Origin of the sequence: Bradyrhizobium sp. (genome assembly GCF_036735945.1) — a bacterium.
GTDB lineage: Bacteria > Pseudomonadota > Alphaproteobacteria > Rhizobiales > Xanthobacteraceae > Bradyrhizobium.
The window spans coordinates 37680-56318 of sequence record NZ_DAINNI010000021.1 but is presented as its reverse complement, the minus strand read 5'-3'; the positions used below and the strand labels follow the sequence as shown (position 1 = coordinate 56318).

The window sequence follows — 18639 nt, the reverse complement described above, 5'->3', positions numbered from 1 at the left end:
TTCGCGCGACCGACGACGCTCACTTTAGTTAGCTCACGATCCCAAGACCACATCCGGGATTACCCGGCGGAAGCAACAGGTAAGTCATAGTCATGATCAAGGAATTGCTGTCCTCTCGCCGCTTCGGCCCGCTGTTCGGCTCTCAATTCTGTTCGGCCCTGAACGACAATGTGCTGAAGAATGCGCTCGTCATCATGCTGCTCTACGGCGTGGCCGCCGAAGAGGGCGCGCCGCTGGTGACACTGGCCGGTGCAGTCTTCATCTTCCCGTTTTTCGTGCTTTCGGCGCTCGGTGGCGAGTTGGCCGACAAGTTCGTCAAGATGACCGTCGCGCGACGGCTGAAATTCGCCGAAATATTTGCCGCCTGCTTTGCAGCCGCCGGCTTCTACATGCATTCGATTCCCTTGCTGTTCGTGGCGCTGGCGCTGTTCGGCGTGATCGCCGCGCTGTTCGGCCCGGTGAAATACGCGATCCTGCCCGATCAGCTATCGCTCTCCGAACTCGCAACCGGCAACGCCCTTGTCGAGGGCGCGACCTTCCTGGCGATCCTGATCGGCACGATCGCCGGCGGACTGCTGGTCGCAGGCGCGTCGCACATGGGATGGATCTGCCTGGCGGTGGTCGGGTTGTCGGTCCTGTCCTGGGCGTTCGCGGCCCGTATCCCCGTGACCCAGCCGTCCGCGCCTGATCTCGTGATCACGACCAATCCCTGGACTTCCACCGTTCACCTCCTGAAGACGCTCTACGCCGAACCGCGCCTGTGGGACGGCATGGTGATCGTGTCCTGGTTCTGGATGGTTGGCGCGATCGTGCTGTCGCTGCTGCCCGCGCTGGTCAAGGGCGGCATCGGCGGCACCGAAGGCGTCGTGACGGTCTGCCTCGCCGTGTTCGCGATCGGCATTGCCGCGGGCTCGCTGTTTGCCGCGCAGCTCAGCCACGTGCGCCCGAATCTCGCGCTGGTGCCGATCGGCGCCATCGTGATGGGCATCGTCGGTCTCGATCTGGCATGGGCGATCGGCAGCACGGTGCACGGAACGGACGTGACGGCCGCTGCATTCGTGACTTCGTTCGCCGGCGTCCGGATGCTGACCGACTTCTTCCTGTTCGCGTTCGGCGGCGGCCTGTTCGTGGTGCCGTCCTTCGCCGCGGTCCAGGCCTGGTCCGCGCCGTCGGAACGCGCCCGCGTGATCGCCGCCGGCAACGTGCTGCAGGCGGCCTTCATGGTGGTGGGATCGCTGCTCGTCGCCGGCTTGCAGGCCGCTGGCGTTCCGGTCGCCTGGATCTTCTTCGGCCTTGCGGTCGCAAGCTTCGGCTCGGTCTGGTTCGTGCTCGGCAAATGGGGTCGCGAAGGCGTGCGCGACTTCGGCGCGCTGCTGTTTCGCGCGCTGTTCCGCGTCGAGGTCCGCGGCATGGAAAATCTGCCGCCACCCGGCACCCGCATGCTGATTGCGCCGAACCATGTCAGCCTGGTCGATGGCCCGCTGCTGCACGCCACGCTGCCGATCGACGCCAGCTTTGCCGTCGACACCGGGATTTCCAAGGCGTGGTGGGCAAAACCGTTCCTGAAGCTGATCAAGCACTACACCATGGACCCGACCAAGCCGCTGGCGGCGCGCGACCTGATCAAGCTGGTGGCGTCGGGCGAGCCGGTGGTGATTTTCCCCGAGGGCCGCATCACGGTGTCGGGTTCGCTGATGAAGGTTTACGACGGCACCGCGATGATCGCCGACAAGGCCGATGCGATCGTTGTGCCTGTCCGCATCGAAGGCGCGCAGCGTTCGCGCCTGAGCTACCTGAAGAATGGCGAGATCAAGCGCTCGTGGTTCCCCAAGGTGACGATCACGATCCTGCCGCCGGTGAAATTGTCGATCGACCCGGCCCTGAAGGGCAAGACCCGTCGCAACGCGGCAGGCGCCGCGCTGCAGGACGTCATGATCGACGCCGTGGTCCAGAACGCCATGCTCGACCACACCTTGTTCGAAGCGCTGGCCCATGCCCGCCGCGACCGCGATACCGGCAAGCCGATCATCGAGGACGCGCTCGGCACCAAACTGACCTATCGCAAGATGATCCTGGGCGCCCAGGTCTTGAGCCGCAAGCTCGAGAACGGCACGGTTGCCGGCGAGAACGTCGGCGTGCTGCTGCCGAATTCGGCCGGCGTCGCCGTCGTGTTCATGGCGCTGCAGACCATCGGCCGCGTGCCGGCGATGCTCAATTTCTCCGCCGGCCCGGTCAACGTGCTGGCGGCGATGCAGGCCGCGCAGGTGAAGACCGTGCTGACCTCGAAGGCGTTCATCGAGAAGGGCAAGCTCGACAAGCTGGTCGCCGCCATCGTCGGACAGGCCAGCGTCGTGTACCTGAGGACGTGCGCGCCGGCATCGGTTCGCTCGACAAGGTCCGCGGACTGCTCGCCGGCACCGCGCCGCGCGTGGCGCGCAAGGCTGACGATGCGGCGGTGATCCTGTTCACGTCGGGATCGGAAGGCACGCCCAAGGGCGTGGTGCTCTCCCATCGCAACATCCTGGCCAATGCGGCCCAGGCACTGGCGCGGGTCGACGCCAACGCCAACGACAAGGTGTTCAACGTGCTTCCCGTGTTCCACTCCTTTGGCCTGACGGGCGGCATGATGATGCCGATGCTGGCCGGCATCCCGATCTTCATGTATCCGTCGCCGCTGCACTACCGGATCGTGCCGGAGCTGATCTACCAGACCGGCGCCACCATCCTGTTCGGCACCGATACCTTCCTCTCCGGCTACGCGCGCTCGGCCCATGCCTACGACTTCCGCACCCTGCGCCTCGTGATCGCCGGCGCGGAAGCGGTCAAGGACCGCACGCGGCAGGTCTACATGGAGCGCTACGGCATCCGTATCCTCGAAGGTTACGGCGTCACCGAGACCGCGCCCGTGCTGGCGATGAACACGCCGATGGCGAATCGTCCGGGCACGGTCGGCCGGCTGTCGCCGCTGATGGAAGCCCGCCTCGATCCGGTCCCCGGCATCGAGGAAGGCGGACGCCTGTCGGTGCGCGGGCCCAACGTGATGCTCGGTTATCTCCGTGCGGAAAACCCCGGCGTGCTGGAGCAGCTCACCGGCGGCTGGCACGACACCGGCGACATCGTCGCCATCGATGCGGCCGGCTTCATCGCCATCAAGGGCCGGGCCAAGCGCTTCGCCAAGATTGCCGGCGAGATGGTTTCGCTGTCGGCGGTCGAAGCCATGGCCGCAGCGCTGTGGCCGCAGGCGATGTCGGTTGCGGTCTCGATTCCCGATGTACGCAAGGGCGAGCGGATCGTGCTCCTGACCACGCAGAAGGACGCCGAGCGCCCGGCGATGCAGCGCCAGGCCAAGGCCGTCGGCGCGTCCGAGCTGGCGGTGCCGGCCGATATCCGCATCGTCGGCAACGTGCCGCTGCTGGGCTCCGGCAAGACCGATTACGTCGGCGCGACCAATCTCGCCAAGGAGCTTGCGGCGACGGCCGAACCGGTGCGGCAGCAGGAAGTCGCTGAACAGGAAGTCGCATAACGCTATCGCGTCGCCGCGGGATCGATGACGGTCCTGCGGCGAGCCAGTCGCACGAGCGTGCCAGAGTGGCCCTCGGCACTGGTATTGAGGATAGCCGGGCTTCGCATCAGCGATCTTCGACCGCCGCTTGCGCCCCAAAGCGGACATGCCTTTGCGATCTCGAATTGATGCGCAGCAGAGCGGTCAGTTTACTTTTTCGTCGACCCTATGGCACGTTCGATTGCCTGCATAACGAGAATCTTGAAATTCTTTTCCTCGGAGCAGAAGTTTACTAGCTTGGTCACGTTGTCTTCAAAACCCTGTTCATCGATAATCGGATTGTTGCGTTGGCCGTGGTAGAAGCCACTTAACCAAACAGCAACCGATCTCGTAGAACCAACTTTCGCATGAACGAATTGGTCACAAGTAACTTTAGTGGCGTCTATCGTCACCTGAGCCTGAACGGGCGAGGTGAAGAAAAATGCGCCAGCGGCCGCTACTACAACGAAAATGGCACGCATCGAACACGCTCCTTCGCGTCTGCCCCAAAGCGGGCGTATAGACTCCACCCATAATCGACAGCCGATAAACAATCCCGGCGTGTTGATCTAAATCAAGACAGGCATTCTGCTTGCGTTATCGGCTTGACCGTTTCGTCCACGACGGGATGCTCACTCTTGACCATGGAGGCTCATCCATGCCCACCTATATCTCGCTGATCAACTTCACTCAGAAGGGCGCCGAGGCGATCAAGGACGGGCCCAGGCGCCTCGAAATGGCAAAGCAACGCTTCCGCGATGCCGGCGCCGAGCTAAAGGCCTTTTACCTCGTAATGGGCCAGTATGATGCCGTGTCCATCGTTGAAGCGCCGAACGACGAAGTTGTAGCAAAGCTCGCCCTGGGGAACGCGGCCCTCGGATTTGTACGGTCGCAGACGTGTCGGGCGTTCGGAGAGGACGACTACAAGAGGATCGTTGCATCTTTGTAGGTGAATTTCGTCTCTCAAATACAAAGCCCCGGCCTCGTGCCGGGGCTTTGGTTGCCGGCGATCCCACTCTCGCGCTGACGGCTCGGATCGCGGCGGCAGATCGGCCGCGAGATCGTGAAGGTGTGTCCACCAGCCACTCCACGCAAGACAGCATCCCTATTTGGTCTCTCATCTGCTAAATTGAATGCCGTCAGGCAAACAGGCGGCGCGAGGCCGCTTGATGTGGAGGAGACCGTGGCCGTACGCCATTACGACTGGATCGCCCATTTCGGCCGTCGCACGCCGGACAAGATCGCGGCCATCGACCTCGCCAGCGACCGCCGCCTCTCCTACGCGCAATTCGATATCAGGATCTCGCGGCTTGCCACCCATCTGCGCGAGGCGCTCGGCGTCACGCGCGGCGACCGCGTCGCCGTGCTGGCGCTCAACACCACGGATACGCTCGAGGTGCAGTTCGCCTGCGGCCGCATCGGCGCGGTGTTCCTGCCGCTGAATACGCGGCTGACGGTTCCGGAGTTACAGTTCATCGTCGGAGACGCCTCGCCGAGCGTGATGGTTCACGACGCCGACCTCGCCGAAATCGCGCTGTCCGTCGCCAGGCTTTGCAATGTTTCGGCAACGCTGCTGTTCGGATCTGGCGGCAGCTATGAGGCGGCGATCGCCGCCTCGAAGCCGATCGATACGTTCGAACTCGTCACCCACGACGATATCTCGACCATCATGTACACGTCGGGCACCACGGGCCAGCCGAAGGGCGCGATCATCACCCATGGCATGACGTTCTGGAATTGCGTCAATCTCGGCGGCCCCGCCTACGTCTCGCCGTCGACGGTGCTGCTTACCGTGCTGCCGCTGTTCCACACCGGCGGGCTGAATTGCTACACCAACCCGGTGCTGCATGCCGGCGGCACCGTGCTGATCATGCGCGCGTTCGACCCGGGTCTTTCGCTGCAACTGATCAGCGATCCCGCCTACGGCGTCACGCAGTTCTTCGGGGTGCCGGCGATCTACCAGTTCATGGCGCAGCATCCGGCATTTGCCAGCGCCGATTTCAGCCGCCTGGTGATCGGCGGCGTCGGCGGCGCGCCGATGCCGGTGCCGCTGCTGAAAGTGTGGGAAGAACGCGGCGTCGCCCTGCAGCAGGGCTATGGCATGACCGAGACGTCACCGGCGGTGCTGGCGCTCGACCGCGAAGACGCCGCGCGCAAGGCAGGCTCGTCCGGCAAGCCGGTGCTGCACACCGAAGTGCGGATCGTCCGTCCCGACGGCACCGACGCCGATGTCGGCGAACTCGGCGAACTCTGGGTCAGGGGGCCGAACGTCACGCCGGGCTACTGGAACAGGCCGGACGCCAATAAATCATCGTTCACGGACGGCTGGCTGCACACCGGCGACGCCACGCGCATCGATGAAGAAGGTTTCTACTACATCGTCGACCGCTGGAAGGACATGTACATTTCCGGCGGCGAGAACGTCTATCCGGCCGAGGTCGAGAGCGTTCTGCATCAGCTCACCGCGATCGCCGAAGCCGCGGTGATCGGCATCCCCAACGAGCAATGGGGCGAGGTCGGCATGGCGATCGTCGCCGTGAAGCCCGGCCAGAAACTAACGCCCGAGGACATTCACGCCCATTGCGCCGCCAACCTCGCGCGCTTCAAGTGCCCGCGGCTGATCGAGTTCGTCGACGCGCTGCCGCGCAACGCAACAGGCAAGATCCACAAGCCGACGCTGCGCAAGCAGTTCAATGCGCCGAGCGCGACCGACAAGCTTGCTTCGTAATCGCCTACCCCAACGTCATGCCCCGCGAAGGCGGGGCATCCAGTAAACACCGGCAGTAACGACTGAACCGCAACGTCTCGGCGTACTGGATCGTCCGCCCCAGTGCGCAATTGCGCACAAGGCGGACGATGACAGTGGAGGGAATGGAGACCGTTAGCCCGGCAAGAACAGCGCGAACGATTCCTCCGTCGTTCGCCGCAAGTGCTGACGGTACAGCGCATGATTGGGATCGTCGGCTGACACCCGTCCGAAGCTCGGGTTGGCGACCATCTTGATCGGCAGATAGGCGATTGGCGCCGCGATCGGCGTCAGCAGCGAGCCGCGGCCTGCGAGCAGCGTGGTGATGATGCCGTACATCTCTCCCGAGATCGCCAGATGCGCCAGCGTGATCAGGCGATGCTGGCCGTGCCGGTTGGTAACGAGATAGATGTGACGGGACTGGTTCGGCACCGCGACTTCGCCGAACTGGGTGTAGGCCGCGTCCTGCCGTTCGCTTTCGCGAAACACCAGTGATGAAGCCGCAATGTCCCAGCTGATCTCGGTGCGATAGGCGAAGATCGCATCCTTGTCGCCGAACGAGGGGCGCACCGTGACGTAGGTGCCCTCGAACCATGCCACAGCGCGGCGTGAATAGGCGCCGAGGCTGTCCGGCGCGACTTCGCCGTTGACGGCGGCGGCGGGTGGCGGCGCCGCCTCCCCCGCCTGGCGCAGGGAGACGCCGAGCGCCTGTTCGAGGCGGACGGTGGTGGCGAGGGTGAACGGGCGGCGGCCGCCCAGCACCTTTTCGAGCGTCGAAAGGCTGAGCCTGGCCTGCTCGGCCAGCGCTTGCCGCGAGATGCGGCGTCGCGCGATTTCCTCTCGGATCTTGTCGGCCACCTGCCGGCTTTGCTCGGCGGAAAGCTGCTTGTCCGGCACTGACATCTTTACCCCTGACTTATCAACGCCAGTCTAGCAGACGCACAATCCATCACAAACCCGCACAAAGCCGCCCCGGCCGTGGCTGTGTCCGGTGGCGGGCGACTGAACAATGCCGATCATTCCGCTCGCGCCAGATCAGCGGATTCCACATCCTCTTCGCACGGCGACATCGCCGTTCGGAGAGACGACATGACGACATGCGACGAAATTGAGGCCGACAAATGCAGCGAACAGCCCAGCCTGATCAGGCTGGTGCTGTTCTTCGTGATGCAAGGCGTTGCCGTAATCCTGGTCGGGTTCGCGGCATTATTTTTGAGCTTCGAGCCGGTATGGTCGGCGGAGCGCCTGCAATCCAACTTCCTCAAGCCAGGCGATGCCCGCGCCGGCTCGCTGCTGCTCAGGAACGACGAGGGATATGCCGATGCTTCCAGGCTCGGCGTCGACGTCGACCTCACCGTTTCAGGTCCCACGGTCCGCGCCCGCATCACCCAGATCTTCCGCAACCCGTCGAAGGACTGGGTCGAGGCGGTCTACGTCTATCCGCTGCCCGCAGGCGGCGCGGTGGATTCGCTGAAGATGGTGATCGGCGATCGCGTCGTGGTCGGCGACATCAGGGAGCGGCAGCAGGCGAAGGCGATCTACGAACAGGCCAAACAGAGTGGACACAAGGCGGCGCTGACCGAACAGGAGCGGCCGAACATCTTCACCAACTCCGTCGCCAATATCGGCCCCGGCGAAACCGTGCTGGTGCAGATCGAATATCAGGAGCCGGTGCAGCAATCCGGCAACGAATTCTCGCTGCGGGTGCCGATGGTGGTCGCCCCGCGCTACAATCCGGCGCCGGTCGTGCAGAGCGTCGACTTCCGGCCCGACAGCGGCGGCTGGGGTTCGACCAAATCCGATCCCGTGCCGGATCGCGACCGCATCTCGCCTGAAGTGCTCGATCCCGCGACCAATGCGCCGGTCAATCCGACCCGCATCACTGTACGGCTGCAGGCCGGCTTCCCGCTCGGCGAGGTCAGGAGCCACCATCATGCGATCAAGACCGAAAAGCCTGACGCCAACACGAGCATCATCCGGCTTGCCGAAGGCGCGGTGCCGGCGGACCGCGATTTCGAGCTGACCTGGAAGCCCGCCGCCGAGCAGGCGCCCTCGGTCGGACTGTTCCGCGAGCGCGTCGGCGACAGCGACTATTTGCTCGTCTTCGTGACGCCACCCTCGGTCGAACAGGTGCAGCAGAAGCCGCTGCCGCGCGAGGTGATCTTCGTGATCGACAATTCCGGCTCGATGGGCGGCGTCTCGATCGTCCAGGCCAAGGCGAGCCTGATCTACGCCCTCGGCCGCCTGCAGCCGAACGATCGCTTCAACGTCATCCGCTTCGACCACACCATGGATGCGCTGTCCCCGTCAGCCGTGCCGGCCGACAGCGAGCACATCGGCCAGGCCACCTCCTTTGTCGGCGCACTGCAGGCCAATGGCGGCACCGAAATGGTGCCGGCGATGCGTGCGGCGCTGTTCGACAAGGCCGGCGACGCGAACCTGGTTCGGCAGGTCGTGTTTCTCACCGACGGCGCGATCGGCAACGAGCAGCAATTGTTCGAGACCATCAACGCGCTGCGGGGACGTTCGCGCATCTTCATGGTCGGCATCGGCTCAGCCCCGAACACCCATTTGATGACGCGCGCCGCCGAACTCGGCCGCGGCACATTCACTCACATTGGGTCGGTCGAACAGGTCGAGGAGCGCATGCGCGGCCTGTTCGCCAAGCTGGAGAATCCCGCGGTGACCAGTCTCGTCGCAAAGTTCTCCGAAGCCGGCGCCGACATGACGCCGGCCGCGCTGCCCGACATCTATCGCGACGAGCCGCTGGTTCTGGCGGCCAAGCTCGACAAGCTCGCGGGCTCGGTCGAGATCAAGGGCCGCGTCGGCGACCGTCCCTGGACCGTCACCCTGCCGCTGGCGAATGCGGCCGAGGGCAAGGGTCTCTCCAAGCTCTGGGCGCGGCGCAAGATCACGGATGCGGAAGTTGCGCGCACCACGCGGCAGGCCACGCCCGAGGACGCCGACAAGACCATTCTGGCGCTGGCGCTCGAGCATCAGCTCGTCACCCGCCTGACCAGCCTGGTCGCGTTCGACAAGACGCCGAGCCGGCCCGAGGGCGCGCCACTCAAGCTCTCGGAACTGCCGATCAACCTGCCGGCAGGCTGGGACTTTGAGAAGGTGTTCGGCGAGCGCCCACGCGCTCCGGCAGTGCCGACCGAGCGGCGCGCGGATGCGGGCGAAGTTCAGGTCGCGGCGCTGAAGCGGGCGCAGCCAATCGTGCCGCCGGCGCCCAACAGCGTGCCGCTGCCGAAGACAGCAACCGACGCCGAGCTGAAGATGATTGCGGGTGTGATCCTGCTCACGGTCAGCCTGATCCTGCTCGTGTTCACTCGACGCCAGATGTCATTGCCCTGACATCCCCTGAAAGGAGGAGACCTCCCCGACCTCCTCCTTACAGAGCGCGCGCGGCTCCACCCGTCCCCCAAGGCCGCGCGCGCCGTTTTTTTTCTCCACTGCCGTCATTGAATTGCGCAAATGCCCCGCTTCATCCTCCCTCTCCTCCTCGCCGTCGCCGGCCTGATCCTGTTCGGCCAGGGTGCCTACATCCACGCCAAGGCGCTGCTCGCACAGGTGCTGCTGGAGCGGGCCTTTGCGCAAACCATCGCAACCGGGCACGAGACCAAGCCGTGGTCGTGGGCCGACACCTGGCCGGTCGCGCGCATCGAGGTGAAGCGGCTCGGCGCCCATGCGGTCGTGCTCGCCGGCAGCAGCGGCCAGGCGCTCGCCTTCGGCCCGGGCCATGTCGAACGCACGCCTGATGCAGGGGTGCGCGGCGTCGCGGTCTATTCGGCGCATCGCGATACGCATTTCGCGTTCCTGAAGAACCTCGTCATCGGTGATGAGATCGAGGTGACGCGAGGCGACGGCGGATCCTTCCGCTACCGGGTGGATGGCACTTCGGTGGTGCGCTTCGATGACTCCGGCATCGATCCGCTCGCGGATGGATACAAACTCGTGCTGTCGACCTGCTGGCCCTTCGAGGCGCTGACGCCGGGACCGGAGCGCTATCTCGTTCATGCGAGCTTGATCGGGCCAGGAAGCTTGATCGGGCCAAGACGAGGCTCGAACTAGATTCTCCGCCAGCCGGGAAATGTTGCGCCGCGCGAATGGCGCTCATCGCGCAACGCGTGTTGCCACCCTCGCCAAGTCTCAATAAAAAGGGCGCAATCAAAAGAAAAACATGGCGGAACGATCGCTCTCGATCGCCACGCCAGAGAAAACAGCGAAAATCAGGGATACAAATGGACGCCCAGGCAAGCACCGCATCGCATCACGCCGGAACATGGTCGCCTTCGTCCGACGCCAGCGACATCGTCAAGAGCATCCATGCGATGCTGCACCCGCGCAATATCGTGCTGGTCGGCGCGACCGACAAGCCCGGCAACTATGCCGAGCGCATCTGGAACAATCTCATCAAGTACAAGTACGAGGGCGGCCTGTTCCCGGTCAACGCCAAGCGCGAGACGATCTGGGGCGTGCCCTGCTACAAGGATTTTGCCAGCCTTCCCGAGAAGCCCGACCACGTGCTGGTGCTGGTGCCGGCGCGGTTTGCGGTGCAGGTGATCCGCGACGCCGCCGCGGCCGGCGCGCGCTCCGCCACCATCGTCACCTCGGGCTTCAGCGAGTTGCAGGACGAAGAGAGCCAGCGGCTGGCCGTGGAGCTGAAGCAGGCGGTGAAGGAGACCGGCCTTGCCGTCACCGGTCCGAACTGCCTCGGCAATCTGAGCGCGGGCGAAAAGCTGTTCACCAATATCGACGACCGCATCGTCACGATGGAAGCCGGCCCCGTCGCGATCGCCGGGCAGTCCGGTGCCATCGTGATGGCGATCCGCCAGGCGCTGGAGGATCGCGGCGTCGGCGTCGGCTACATGGTGACGACAGGCAACGAGACCGGCCTCGAGACGCCTGACCTGATGACCTATTTCGCCGCCGATCCCTCGATCCGCGTCATCGTGGTCTATCTCGAAGGCGTCCGGAACACGAAGGTGTTCCGCGAAGCCTGCAAGGCGGCCCGCGCCGCCGGCAAGCCGGTGATCGCGCTCAAGCTCGGCGCTTCCGAAGGCGGCCGCGCCGCCGCGATGGCGCATACCGGCGCGCTCGCGGGCTCGATCGAAACCTTCGACGCGATCTCGACCCGCGAGGGCGTGATTCGCGTCCGCGGGCTCGACGAGTTGATCGAGACCACCGAATGCTTCGTCCACGCCGATCCGCCAAAGGGCAACCATCTCGCCGCGGTGTCGCTGTCCGGCGGCAAGCGCGGCCTGCTGATCGACGCGTTCTATTCGGCCGGCCTCAACTTCGCCCCGCTCAGCGCAAATACGACGGCGCAACTGGCGCAGATGCTCGGGCCCGGCAGCATCGTCGGCAATCCGCTCGACGCCGGCTTCGCGGCCGTGGTCGATCCTTCCGTCTACATGAAGTCGATCAAGATCATGATCGACGATCCCGATACCGACATCGTCATCATCGACGCCGAGTTGCCGAAGGCGCCTCATGAATTGCGCGAACGCAATTTGCGCATCGTCAACGAGATGGCCGGCGCCGCCCACAAGCCGGTGGTCTATATCAGCGCGATGTCGATCGGCTTCACCGAATTCACCAAGGCCTTGCGCAAGTCGCTGCCCAACATCGCGGTCATGCAGGGCCTCGACCGCGCGGTCGGCGCGATCAAATCGCTGATCGAATATGCTTCCTTGTGCAAGGAAGTGCCCGACATCGTCTCGAGCTCGAAGGCATCCGCCCGCGCGATGCTGGAGAAGACGCTGAAGGCCGCCAACGGCGCCGCCGCGCTCGATGAGGTCGCCTCGAAGAAACTGCTCAAGGCCTACGGCATCCCGGTCTCGAAGGAAGAAATCGCGCAGACCGCTGCGGAAGCCGTGAAGATCGCCAAAAAGATCGGCTTTCCCGTCGTGGCCAAGGTCGTCAGCGCTGACATCCTGCACAAGTCTGATATCGGCGGCGTGGTGCTGAATCTCAACAGCGCGGCCGAGGTGAAGAAGGCATTCAACGACATCACCGCGCGGGTGAAGAAGATCAGGAGCAAGCCGAAGCTCGAAGGCATTCTGATCGCGCAGCAGGTCAAGGCCGATCTCGAACTCGTGGTCGGTGCTTCCCTCGATGCCGAGATGGGGCCGGTGGTGCTGTTCGGCACCGGCGGCGTCGATATCGAGTTGATGAAGGACGTCGCGCTCGCCGGCGCGCCGCTGGACGAAGCCGAGGCGAAGCAGCTGATCGCCAGGACCAAGGCCGGCGTGAAGATGAAGGGCTATCGCGGCAAGCCGGCGCTGCACGAGCCTTCCGCGGTGAAGGCGCTGGTCGGCCTGTCCAACCTGATGGCGGACGCCGGCAACCGCATCGCCTCGATTGACGTCAATCCGTTCCTGATCAACAGCAAGGTCGGCGTTGCCGTCGACGGCCTGATCGTGCTGAACAATGCTGCGGCCAACAAGGCGGCGAAGCATTAGGCGGCAGGCTAAATGGTCATTGTCGTCCCTGCGAACGCAAGCGAACGCAGGGACGACGGGAATTACAACCCCACGCCCCATTTCTGCGCCGTCTGCAAGATCCAGTCTCGATACAACGTCAGCGGCGTCACGCCCGTCATGCCGCCGCAGCCGGCGCTTCCATTCGGTCCGGTCGACCAGCTCACCACGCCGACGATCGCAGGCCCGGCCTGCTTGTCCTCGAAGACCGGCGCACCAGAATCGCCGGTGCATGCGCCGAGTCCTTCACGCACGCCCTGCCCCGCCGGATCGACCAGCCTGATCTGCAGCGTCCCTGGCTTGCCGGTTGCGACCAGGCCGGCAGCGCGAATGGTGCCACCGCTCTTGCCGTCGCCGCGCACGGTCACTCCTATGCCTGCGATGGTGAAGCGGCTGCCGACATTGATCGGGAGTTCGGGCAATCCGAGCACCGCCTGCGTCTTGCCCCTGGGCGACGCCGCCAATCGCAGCAGCGCTACATCCGCCGTCGCCCGATGGGCCGACATCGCCTGCATGTTGAAGCCGGGATGGATGGCGACGCTCCTGACATCCTGTAGCGATGGCTGCCGGTCCGCGCCATATTCGACGATCTTGTAGTCCGCGCCCGACGGCACGCAATGCGCCGCTGTGAGCACCAGTTTCGGCGCGATCAGCGCGCCCGTGCAGAAATTGCCGCGCGAGCCGACGATGGTGACCACAGAACGGCCGACACCGTCCGCCGAGGGCGCGCCGCCGCCTACGATGGCATGAGCGGGCACGGACAGCAGCAGCGCGAGGCCGGCAACGATGGGAGACGGGAGCTTCATCGCTGCAGCCATAGCCTGCGCCCGGCATGTCGCCAAGCGCCGGATCGGGCTGGTTCTATCAGGGATTCCGTGTTAGCCGCTCGCGAAACGATTTTCAGGCTGGCAGGGAACAATGATCGAGGCAGTGATCTGGGATTTCGGCGGGGTGCTGACGACGTCGCCGTTCGAGGCATTTGCGCGGTTCGAGGCCGAGCGCGGGCTGCCTGCCGACATCATCCGGCGCACCAACGCCGCCAACCATCTGGAGAACGCCTGGGCGAAATTCGAGCGCGCCGAGGTCGACATCGAGGCCTTCGACGAATTGTTCGCGACCGAATCGCTGGCGCTGGGCGCCGCGATTCGCGGCAAGGACGTGCTGCCGCTGTTGTCGGGCGATTTGCGTCCCGAGATGGTCGAGGCCCTCAAGCGCGTGAGGGCCAGCTTCAAGACCGGCTGCATCACCAACAACCTTCCGGCCAACGCGATCGGCAGCAGGAGCGGCCGCACGCTCTATGTCGCCGAGGTGATGGCGCTGTTCGACCATGTCATCGAATCCGCCAAGATCGGCCTCCGCAAGCCCGATCCGCGCATCTACGCGATGATGGTCGAGACGCTGCAGGTCGATCCGAAGAACTGCGTCTATCTCGACGATCTCGGCATCAATTTGAAGCCGGCGCGCGCGATGGGCATGACCACGATCAAGGTAACCAGTGCCGCGCAGGCGATCGCGGAGCTTGAAGCGGCGACCGGGCTGGCATTGCGCTAGGCGGAAAATACCGGAACTTGCGCCGCGCCATGTCCAAACGGCGCTTGTTCTTTGCCGGGAACGCGGGCAGAACACTCCGAAATCTATCGAATTCGGAGTTGAAACCCCGTGGCTGATCTCGGCCCTTCGGCCTCCATCGAAGCAGTGGAAAGCGGCCTTGCGGCGCAAGGCTATATCGCGAGCCGGCAGATCGCGACCGCGGTCTACCTCGCGCAGCAGATCGAAAAGCCGATCCTGGTCGAGGGCCCGGCCGGCGTCGGCAAGACCGAGTTGGCGAAGGCGATCGCCGCCTGGCGCGGCATGAAGATGATCCGCCTGCAGTGCTATGAAGGGCTCGATGAGGCCAAGGCGCTCTACGAGTGGAAATACGCCAAGCAGCTGCTGTACACGCAGATCCTCAAGGACAAGCTGGGCGAAGTGCTCGGCGGCGCGCCGACGCTGGAAGCGGCGCTGAACCAGCTTCACGATTTCGGCGACGTGTTCTTCTCCAAGGAATTCGTCGAGCCGCGCCCGCTGCTGCAGGCGCTGGAGCAGCCGGCCGGCTGCGTCCTGCTGGTCGACGAAATCGACAAATCCGACGCCGAGTTCGAATCGCTGCTCTTGGAAATCCTCAGCGACTTCCAGGTGACGATACCGGAACTCGGAACGGTCGTCGCGGTCTCCCCGCCGACCGTGATCCTGACCTCGAACAGCGAGCGCGATCTCGGCGATGCGCTGAAGCGCCGCTGCCTGCACCTGCATATCGGCTTCCCCGAGCAGAGGCTGGAAGAGCGGATCGTCGAGAGCCGCGTGCCGGGCATTTCGCAGACGCTGCGCCGGCAGATGGTGGGCTTCATCAACGAAGTCCGCACGCTCGACCTCAAGAAGCTGCCGTCGGTCAGCGAGACCATCGACTGGGCGCGCGTATTGGTGCTGCTGCAGGCGCCCGAACTCGGCCATGAGATCGTCAAGGACACGCTGAACGTTCTCCTGAAATACGAGGCCGATATCGAGGCCACCATGCCGCAGGTCTCCACCTTCATCGCCAAGTCGTCGCGTCAAGGCGTCTTTGGGTGACGGCGCATGAGGGAGAACCTGCATCGCTTCTTTCGTGCGGCGCGGGGCGCAGGCGTCAGGCTCTCGCCGGCCGAAAGCATCGATGCGATGCGGGCCGTCTCCAGGATCGGCTTCACCGACCGCGCGATCCTGCGTGACACGTTTCTGCTGACGCTCGCCAAGACGCAGGACGAGAAGAAAGCGCTCGGAGACTGCTTCGACCTGTTCTTCGACCAGCCGGAGCCCGGGCAGCAGACGCCCGAGGACGGCAAGGCGGACGAGCAGGATTCGTCCGGGTCCAATTCGGCCTCGGACTCGCCAGCCGATAGCAGCGGTGGCGACCAGCAGGCCGAGGGGCTCGGCCCGCTCGCAGAGATGCTGTTGGCGCGGGACCGCAACGAGATCGCCGCGGCCGTCGCCAATGCGGCGAATGCGGCCGCGCTGTCCGACATTCGCTACTTCACGCAGCGCGGCATCTTCTCCGGCCGCATCCTCGACCAGATGGGCATCCAGCGGCTGCGCGACGATCTCGACAATCTCACCGCCACCAACCCGGCGCTGGCGGAGCGGCTGACCAATGCGCTGGACGGGCTGCGCGGCACCGTCCGCGACACGGTCTCGCAGGCGCTGATGCTGTACGGGCGCGAGGAAGCGGAAAACCTGCGCAACGAAATCCTGCGCAACGCGCCGCTGTCGCGGATCGAGCCGCGGCAGGTCGAGCAGATGCGCCACCTGATCCGCCAGATCGCCCGCCGTCTGCGCGAACGCTACTCGAAGCCGCGCAAGCGCCAGCGCCGCGGCCATCTCGACGTCCGCCGCACGATCCGCCGTAACGCCGCCTGGGGTGGCGTGCCATTTCTCACCGCATGGAAGCGGCGGCACCGCGACAAGCCGAAGATCGTGGCGCTCTGCGACGTCTCGGGCTCGGTGGCGCGCGTCTCGGATTTCTTCCTGCTTCTGATCCACAGCCTGCACGAGGTCGTGGACGACGTCCGATCCTTTGCGTTCTCCGGCCACCTGATCGAGGTCAGCGATATCCTGGAATCCAAATCGCCGGAAGAGGCGATGGCCGAGATCATGTCCAAGGTCGGCTTCGGCTCGTCCGACTACGGCAGCTCGCTGGCCGATTTCGAAGACGAATGGATGAGCGCGCTGACACCGCGGACCACCGTGATCGTGCTCGGCGACGCCCGCAGCAACAACCTCGACCCGCGCGCCGACATCCTGCGCCGCATCTCCGAGCGATCGAAGCGGCTGGTCTGGCTCAACCCCGAGGGCCGCATGGCCTGGGGCTGGGGCGACTCGGAAATGCCGCGCTACTCCACCTTCTGCACGGTGGTCCGCCAATGCGCCACCGCGCAGCAACTGGAGCGCGCGGTGTCTGACATCGTGGCGAGCTATCAGTAATGTCTTCTCCTGCATCCCTTCATCGCGACGACGCCCCCGATGCGTTGTCCGTGCTGAACTCGGTATTTGGCCTGCCGCGATTTCGCGGCGCACAGGAAGAAATTGTTCGACATGTCACGGACGGCGGCAACTGCCTGGTACTGATGCCGACCGGCGGCGGCAAGTCGCTGTGCTATCAACTGCCGTCCCTGCTACGTGAAGGCTGCGGCATCGTGGTGTCGCCGCTGATCGCCCTGATGCGCGACCAGGTCGCGGGGCTGCTCGAAGCCGGCGTCAACGCGGCCGCGTTGAATTCCACGCTGTCGTTCGACGAGGCCTCTGAAGTCGAGCGGCGGCTGCTCGCCGGCGACCTCGACCTGCTCTATGTCGCGCCCGAGCGCCTGCTGACGCCGCGCTGCCTCAACCTGCTCGGCCAGTGCAACATCGCGCTGTTTGCGATCGATGAAGCGCATTGCGTCTCGCAATGGGGGCACGATTTCCGTCCCGAATATATCGGCCTGTCCGTCCTCGCCGAACGCTTTCCGAACGTGCCGCGCATCGCGCTGACCGCGACCGCCGACGAGATGACGCGCAAGGAGATCGTGGCCCGGCTCGGACTCGATGGCGCGCCGAGTTTCATCTCGAGCTTCGACCGCCCGAACATCCGCTATGAAATCGTCGAGAAGCAGAATGCGCCGGCCCAGCTCAGGGCCTTCATCAGCGAGCGCCACGCCGGCGACGCCGGCGTCGTCTACTGCCTGTCGCGCGCCAAGGTCGAGGATGTCGCCCGAGGGCTGGCCGACGCCGGCATCCCGGCGCTGCCCTATCATGCCGGGCTCGATGCCGGCGTTCGCGCCCGCAACCAGGATCGCTTCATCAACGAGGACGGCGTCGTGATCGTCGCCACCATCGCGTTCGGCATGGGCATCGACAAGCCGGACGTGCGCTTCGTGGCGCATCTCGATCTGCCGAAGAGCGTGGAGGCCTACTATCAGGAAACCGGCCGCGCCGGGCGCGACGGCAAGCCATCCAGCGCCTGGATGGCCTATGGCCTGAACGATATCGTGCAGCAGCGCCGCATGATCGACGAGTCCACCGGCTCGGATGCATTCAAGCGCGTGTCGATCGGCAAGCTCGATGCGCTGGTGGCGCTGGCGGAAACCGCCGGCTGCCGGCGCAGCCGCCTGCTCGGCTACTTCGGCGAGGCCGTCACATCAGAGAATTGCGGCAATTGCGACAACTGCCTGTCGCCGCCGCAGCTTCGCGACGGCAAGGTATCCGCGCAAAAGCTGTTATCCTGCGTCTACCGCACCGGGCAGCGTTTCGGCGCCATGCACCTGATCGACGTGCTGATCGGCCGGCTGACCGAGCGCGTCACGCAATTCGGCCATGACAAGCTGTCGGTGTTCGGCATCGGCCGCGACCTCAACGAGAAGCAATGGCGCGCCGTGATCCGCCAACTGGTCGCGATGGGGCATCTGCGCGCCGACAGCGAGGCTTTCAACGCGCTGAAGCTGACGGAGAGTTCGCGCGGCGTCCTGAAAGGCGAGACCGAGATCATGCTGCGCGAGATGCCGGTTGGCACGCGCATTCGCGCCAGCCGCGCCAAATCGCGGCGCGACGACCTGGCGCCGCGCGCCGATACACGACCCGCCGATGCGGGCCTGCAGGCCGCGCTGCGTGCATGGCGTTCGGACATCGCGCGCCAGCGCGGCGTGCCGGCCTACGTCGTGCTGCACGATTCCACCCTCGACGGCATCGCCGCCGCGCGGCCGTCGACGCTGAACGAGCTTCGTGGTGTCCCCGGCATCGGCGACAAGAAGCTCGAACATTACGGTGACGAACTGCTCGCGCTGGTGCGCTCAGCCTTTCCTTCGTGACCGGAGGGCTTGACC

General features: G+C 65.0%; 12 protein-coding genes and 1 pseudogene. 10 read left to right on the top strand and 3 right to left on the bottom strand.

Annotation, left to right across the window (positions count from 1 at the left end):
• The first annotated feature begins 92 nt into the window (after window positions 1-92).
• Window positions 93-3523, top strand: a pseudogene (locus V7E26_RS10420) (acyl-[ACP]--phospholipid O-acyltransferase).
• Between the two features lie 188 nt (window positions 3524-3711).
• Here the strand turns inward: V7E26_RS10420 and V7E26_RS10415 are convergent.
• Window positions 3712-4023 carry an HdeA/HdeB family chaperone gene (locus tag V7E26_RS10415; protein ID WP_324415430.1) on the bottom strand — a complete coding sequence of 104 codons (312 nt, stop codon included), beginning with the start codon at window positions 4021-4023 and terminating at the stop codon, window positions 3712-3714.
• 176 nt (window positions 4024-4199) lie between these two features.
• On the opposite strand from V7E26_RS10415, the gene V7E26_RS10410 reads away from it, so the two are divergent.
• A complete protein-coding gene (locus V7E26_RS10410) occupies window positions 4200-4490 on the top strand; it encodes a GYD domain-containing protein (protein WP_324415428.1) in 291 nt (96 codons plus the stop codon).
• 234 nt (window positions 4491-4724) lie between these two features.
• Window positions 4725-6269 (top strand): acyl-CoA synthetase, encoded by a 1545-nt coding sequence (locus tag V7E26_RS10405; protein ID WP_324415427.1) that lies wholly within the window; start codon window positions 4725-4727, stop codon window positions 6267-6269.
• Between the two features lie 153 nt (window positions 6270-6422).
• Here V7E26_RS10405 and V7E26_RS10400 read toward each other — a convergent pair whose 3' ends face one another.
• Window positions 6423-7190 carry a helix-turn-helix domain-containing protein gene (locus V7E26_RS10400; RefSeq protein ID WP_324415425.1) on the bottom strand — a complete coding sequence of 256 codons (768 nt, stop codon included), beginning with the start codon at window positions 7188-7190 and terminating at the stop codon, window positions 6423-6425.
• A 186-nt stretch (window positions 7191-7376) separates the two neighbouring features.
• On the opposite strand from V7E26_RS10400, the gene V7E26_RS10395 reads away from it, so the two are divergent.
• The 3 genes from V7E26_RS10395 (at window position 7377) to V7E26_RS10385 (ending at window position 12754) form a co-directional block, all read left to right on the top strand.
• A complete protein-coding gene (locus V7E26_RS10395; RefSeq protein WP_324415424.1) occupies window positions 7377-9644 on the top strand; it encodes a marine proteobacterial sortase target protein in 2268 nt (755 codons plus the stop codon).
• A 120-nt stretch (window positions 9645-9764) separates the two neighbouring features.
• On the top strand, window positions 9765-10361 hold the full coding sequence (locus tag V7E26_RS10390; protein ID WP_324415422.1) for a class GN sortase: 597 nt from the start codon (window positions 9765-9767) through the stop codon (window positions 10359-10361).
• A gap of 170 nt (window positions 10362-10531) precedes the next feature.
• On the top strand, window positions 10532-12754 hold the full coding sequence (locus V7E26_RS10385; RefSeq protein WP_324415420.1) for an acetate--CoA ligase family protein: 2223 nt from the start codon (window positions 10532-10534) through the stop codon (window positions 12752-12754).
• A gap of 62 nt (window positions 12755-12816) precedes the next feature.
• Here the strand turns inward: V7E26_RS10385 and V7E26_RS10380 are convergent, their stop codons facing one another.
• Window positions 12817-13578 (bottom strand): S1 family peptidase, encoded by a 762-nt coding sequence (locus V7E26_RS10380; RefSeq protein WP_324415419.1) that lies wholly within the window; start codon window positions 13576-13578, stop codon window positions 12817-12819.
• Between the two features lie 112 nt (window positions 13579-13690).
• Here V7E26_RS10380 and V7E26_RS10375 point away from each other — a divergent pair, with 112 nt between their 5' ends.
• The 4 genes from V7E26_RS10375 (at window position 13691) to recQ (ending at window position 18624) form a co-directional block, all read left to right on the top strand.
• On the top strand, window positions 13691-14323 hold the full coding sequence (locus tag V7E26_RS10375) for an HAD-IA family hydrolase (RefSeq protein ID WP_324415417.1): 633 nt from the start codon (window positions 13691-13693) through the stop codon (window positions 14321-14323).
• 108 nt (window positions 14324-14431) lie between these two features.
• Complete coding sequence (locus tag V7E26_RS10370; protein WP_324415415.1) at window positions 14432-15379, top strand: AAA family ATPase; 948 nt, start codon at window positions 14432-14434, stop codon at window positions 15377-15379.
• A gap of 6 nt (window positions 15380-15385) precedes the next feature.
• Window positions 15386-16765, top strand: a complete 1380-nt coding sequence (locus V7E26_RS10365; RefSeq protein WP_324415413.1) for a vWA domain-containing protein — start codon at window positions 15386-15388, stop codon at window positions 16763-16765.
• Window positions 16765-18624, top strand: coding sequence for a DNA helicase RecQ (gene recQ, locus V7E26_RS10360; protein ID WP_324415411.1), 1860 nt, complete (start codon window positions 16765-16767; stop codon window positions 18622-18624). Before V7E26_RS10365 ends, recQ begins: the two co-directional genes overlap by 1 nt.
• The last annotated feature ends 15 nt before the right edge of the window (window positions 18625-18639 follow it).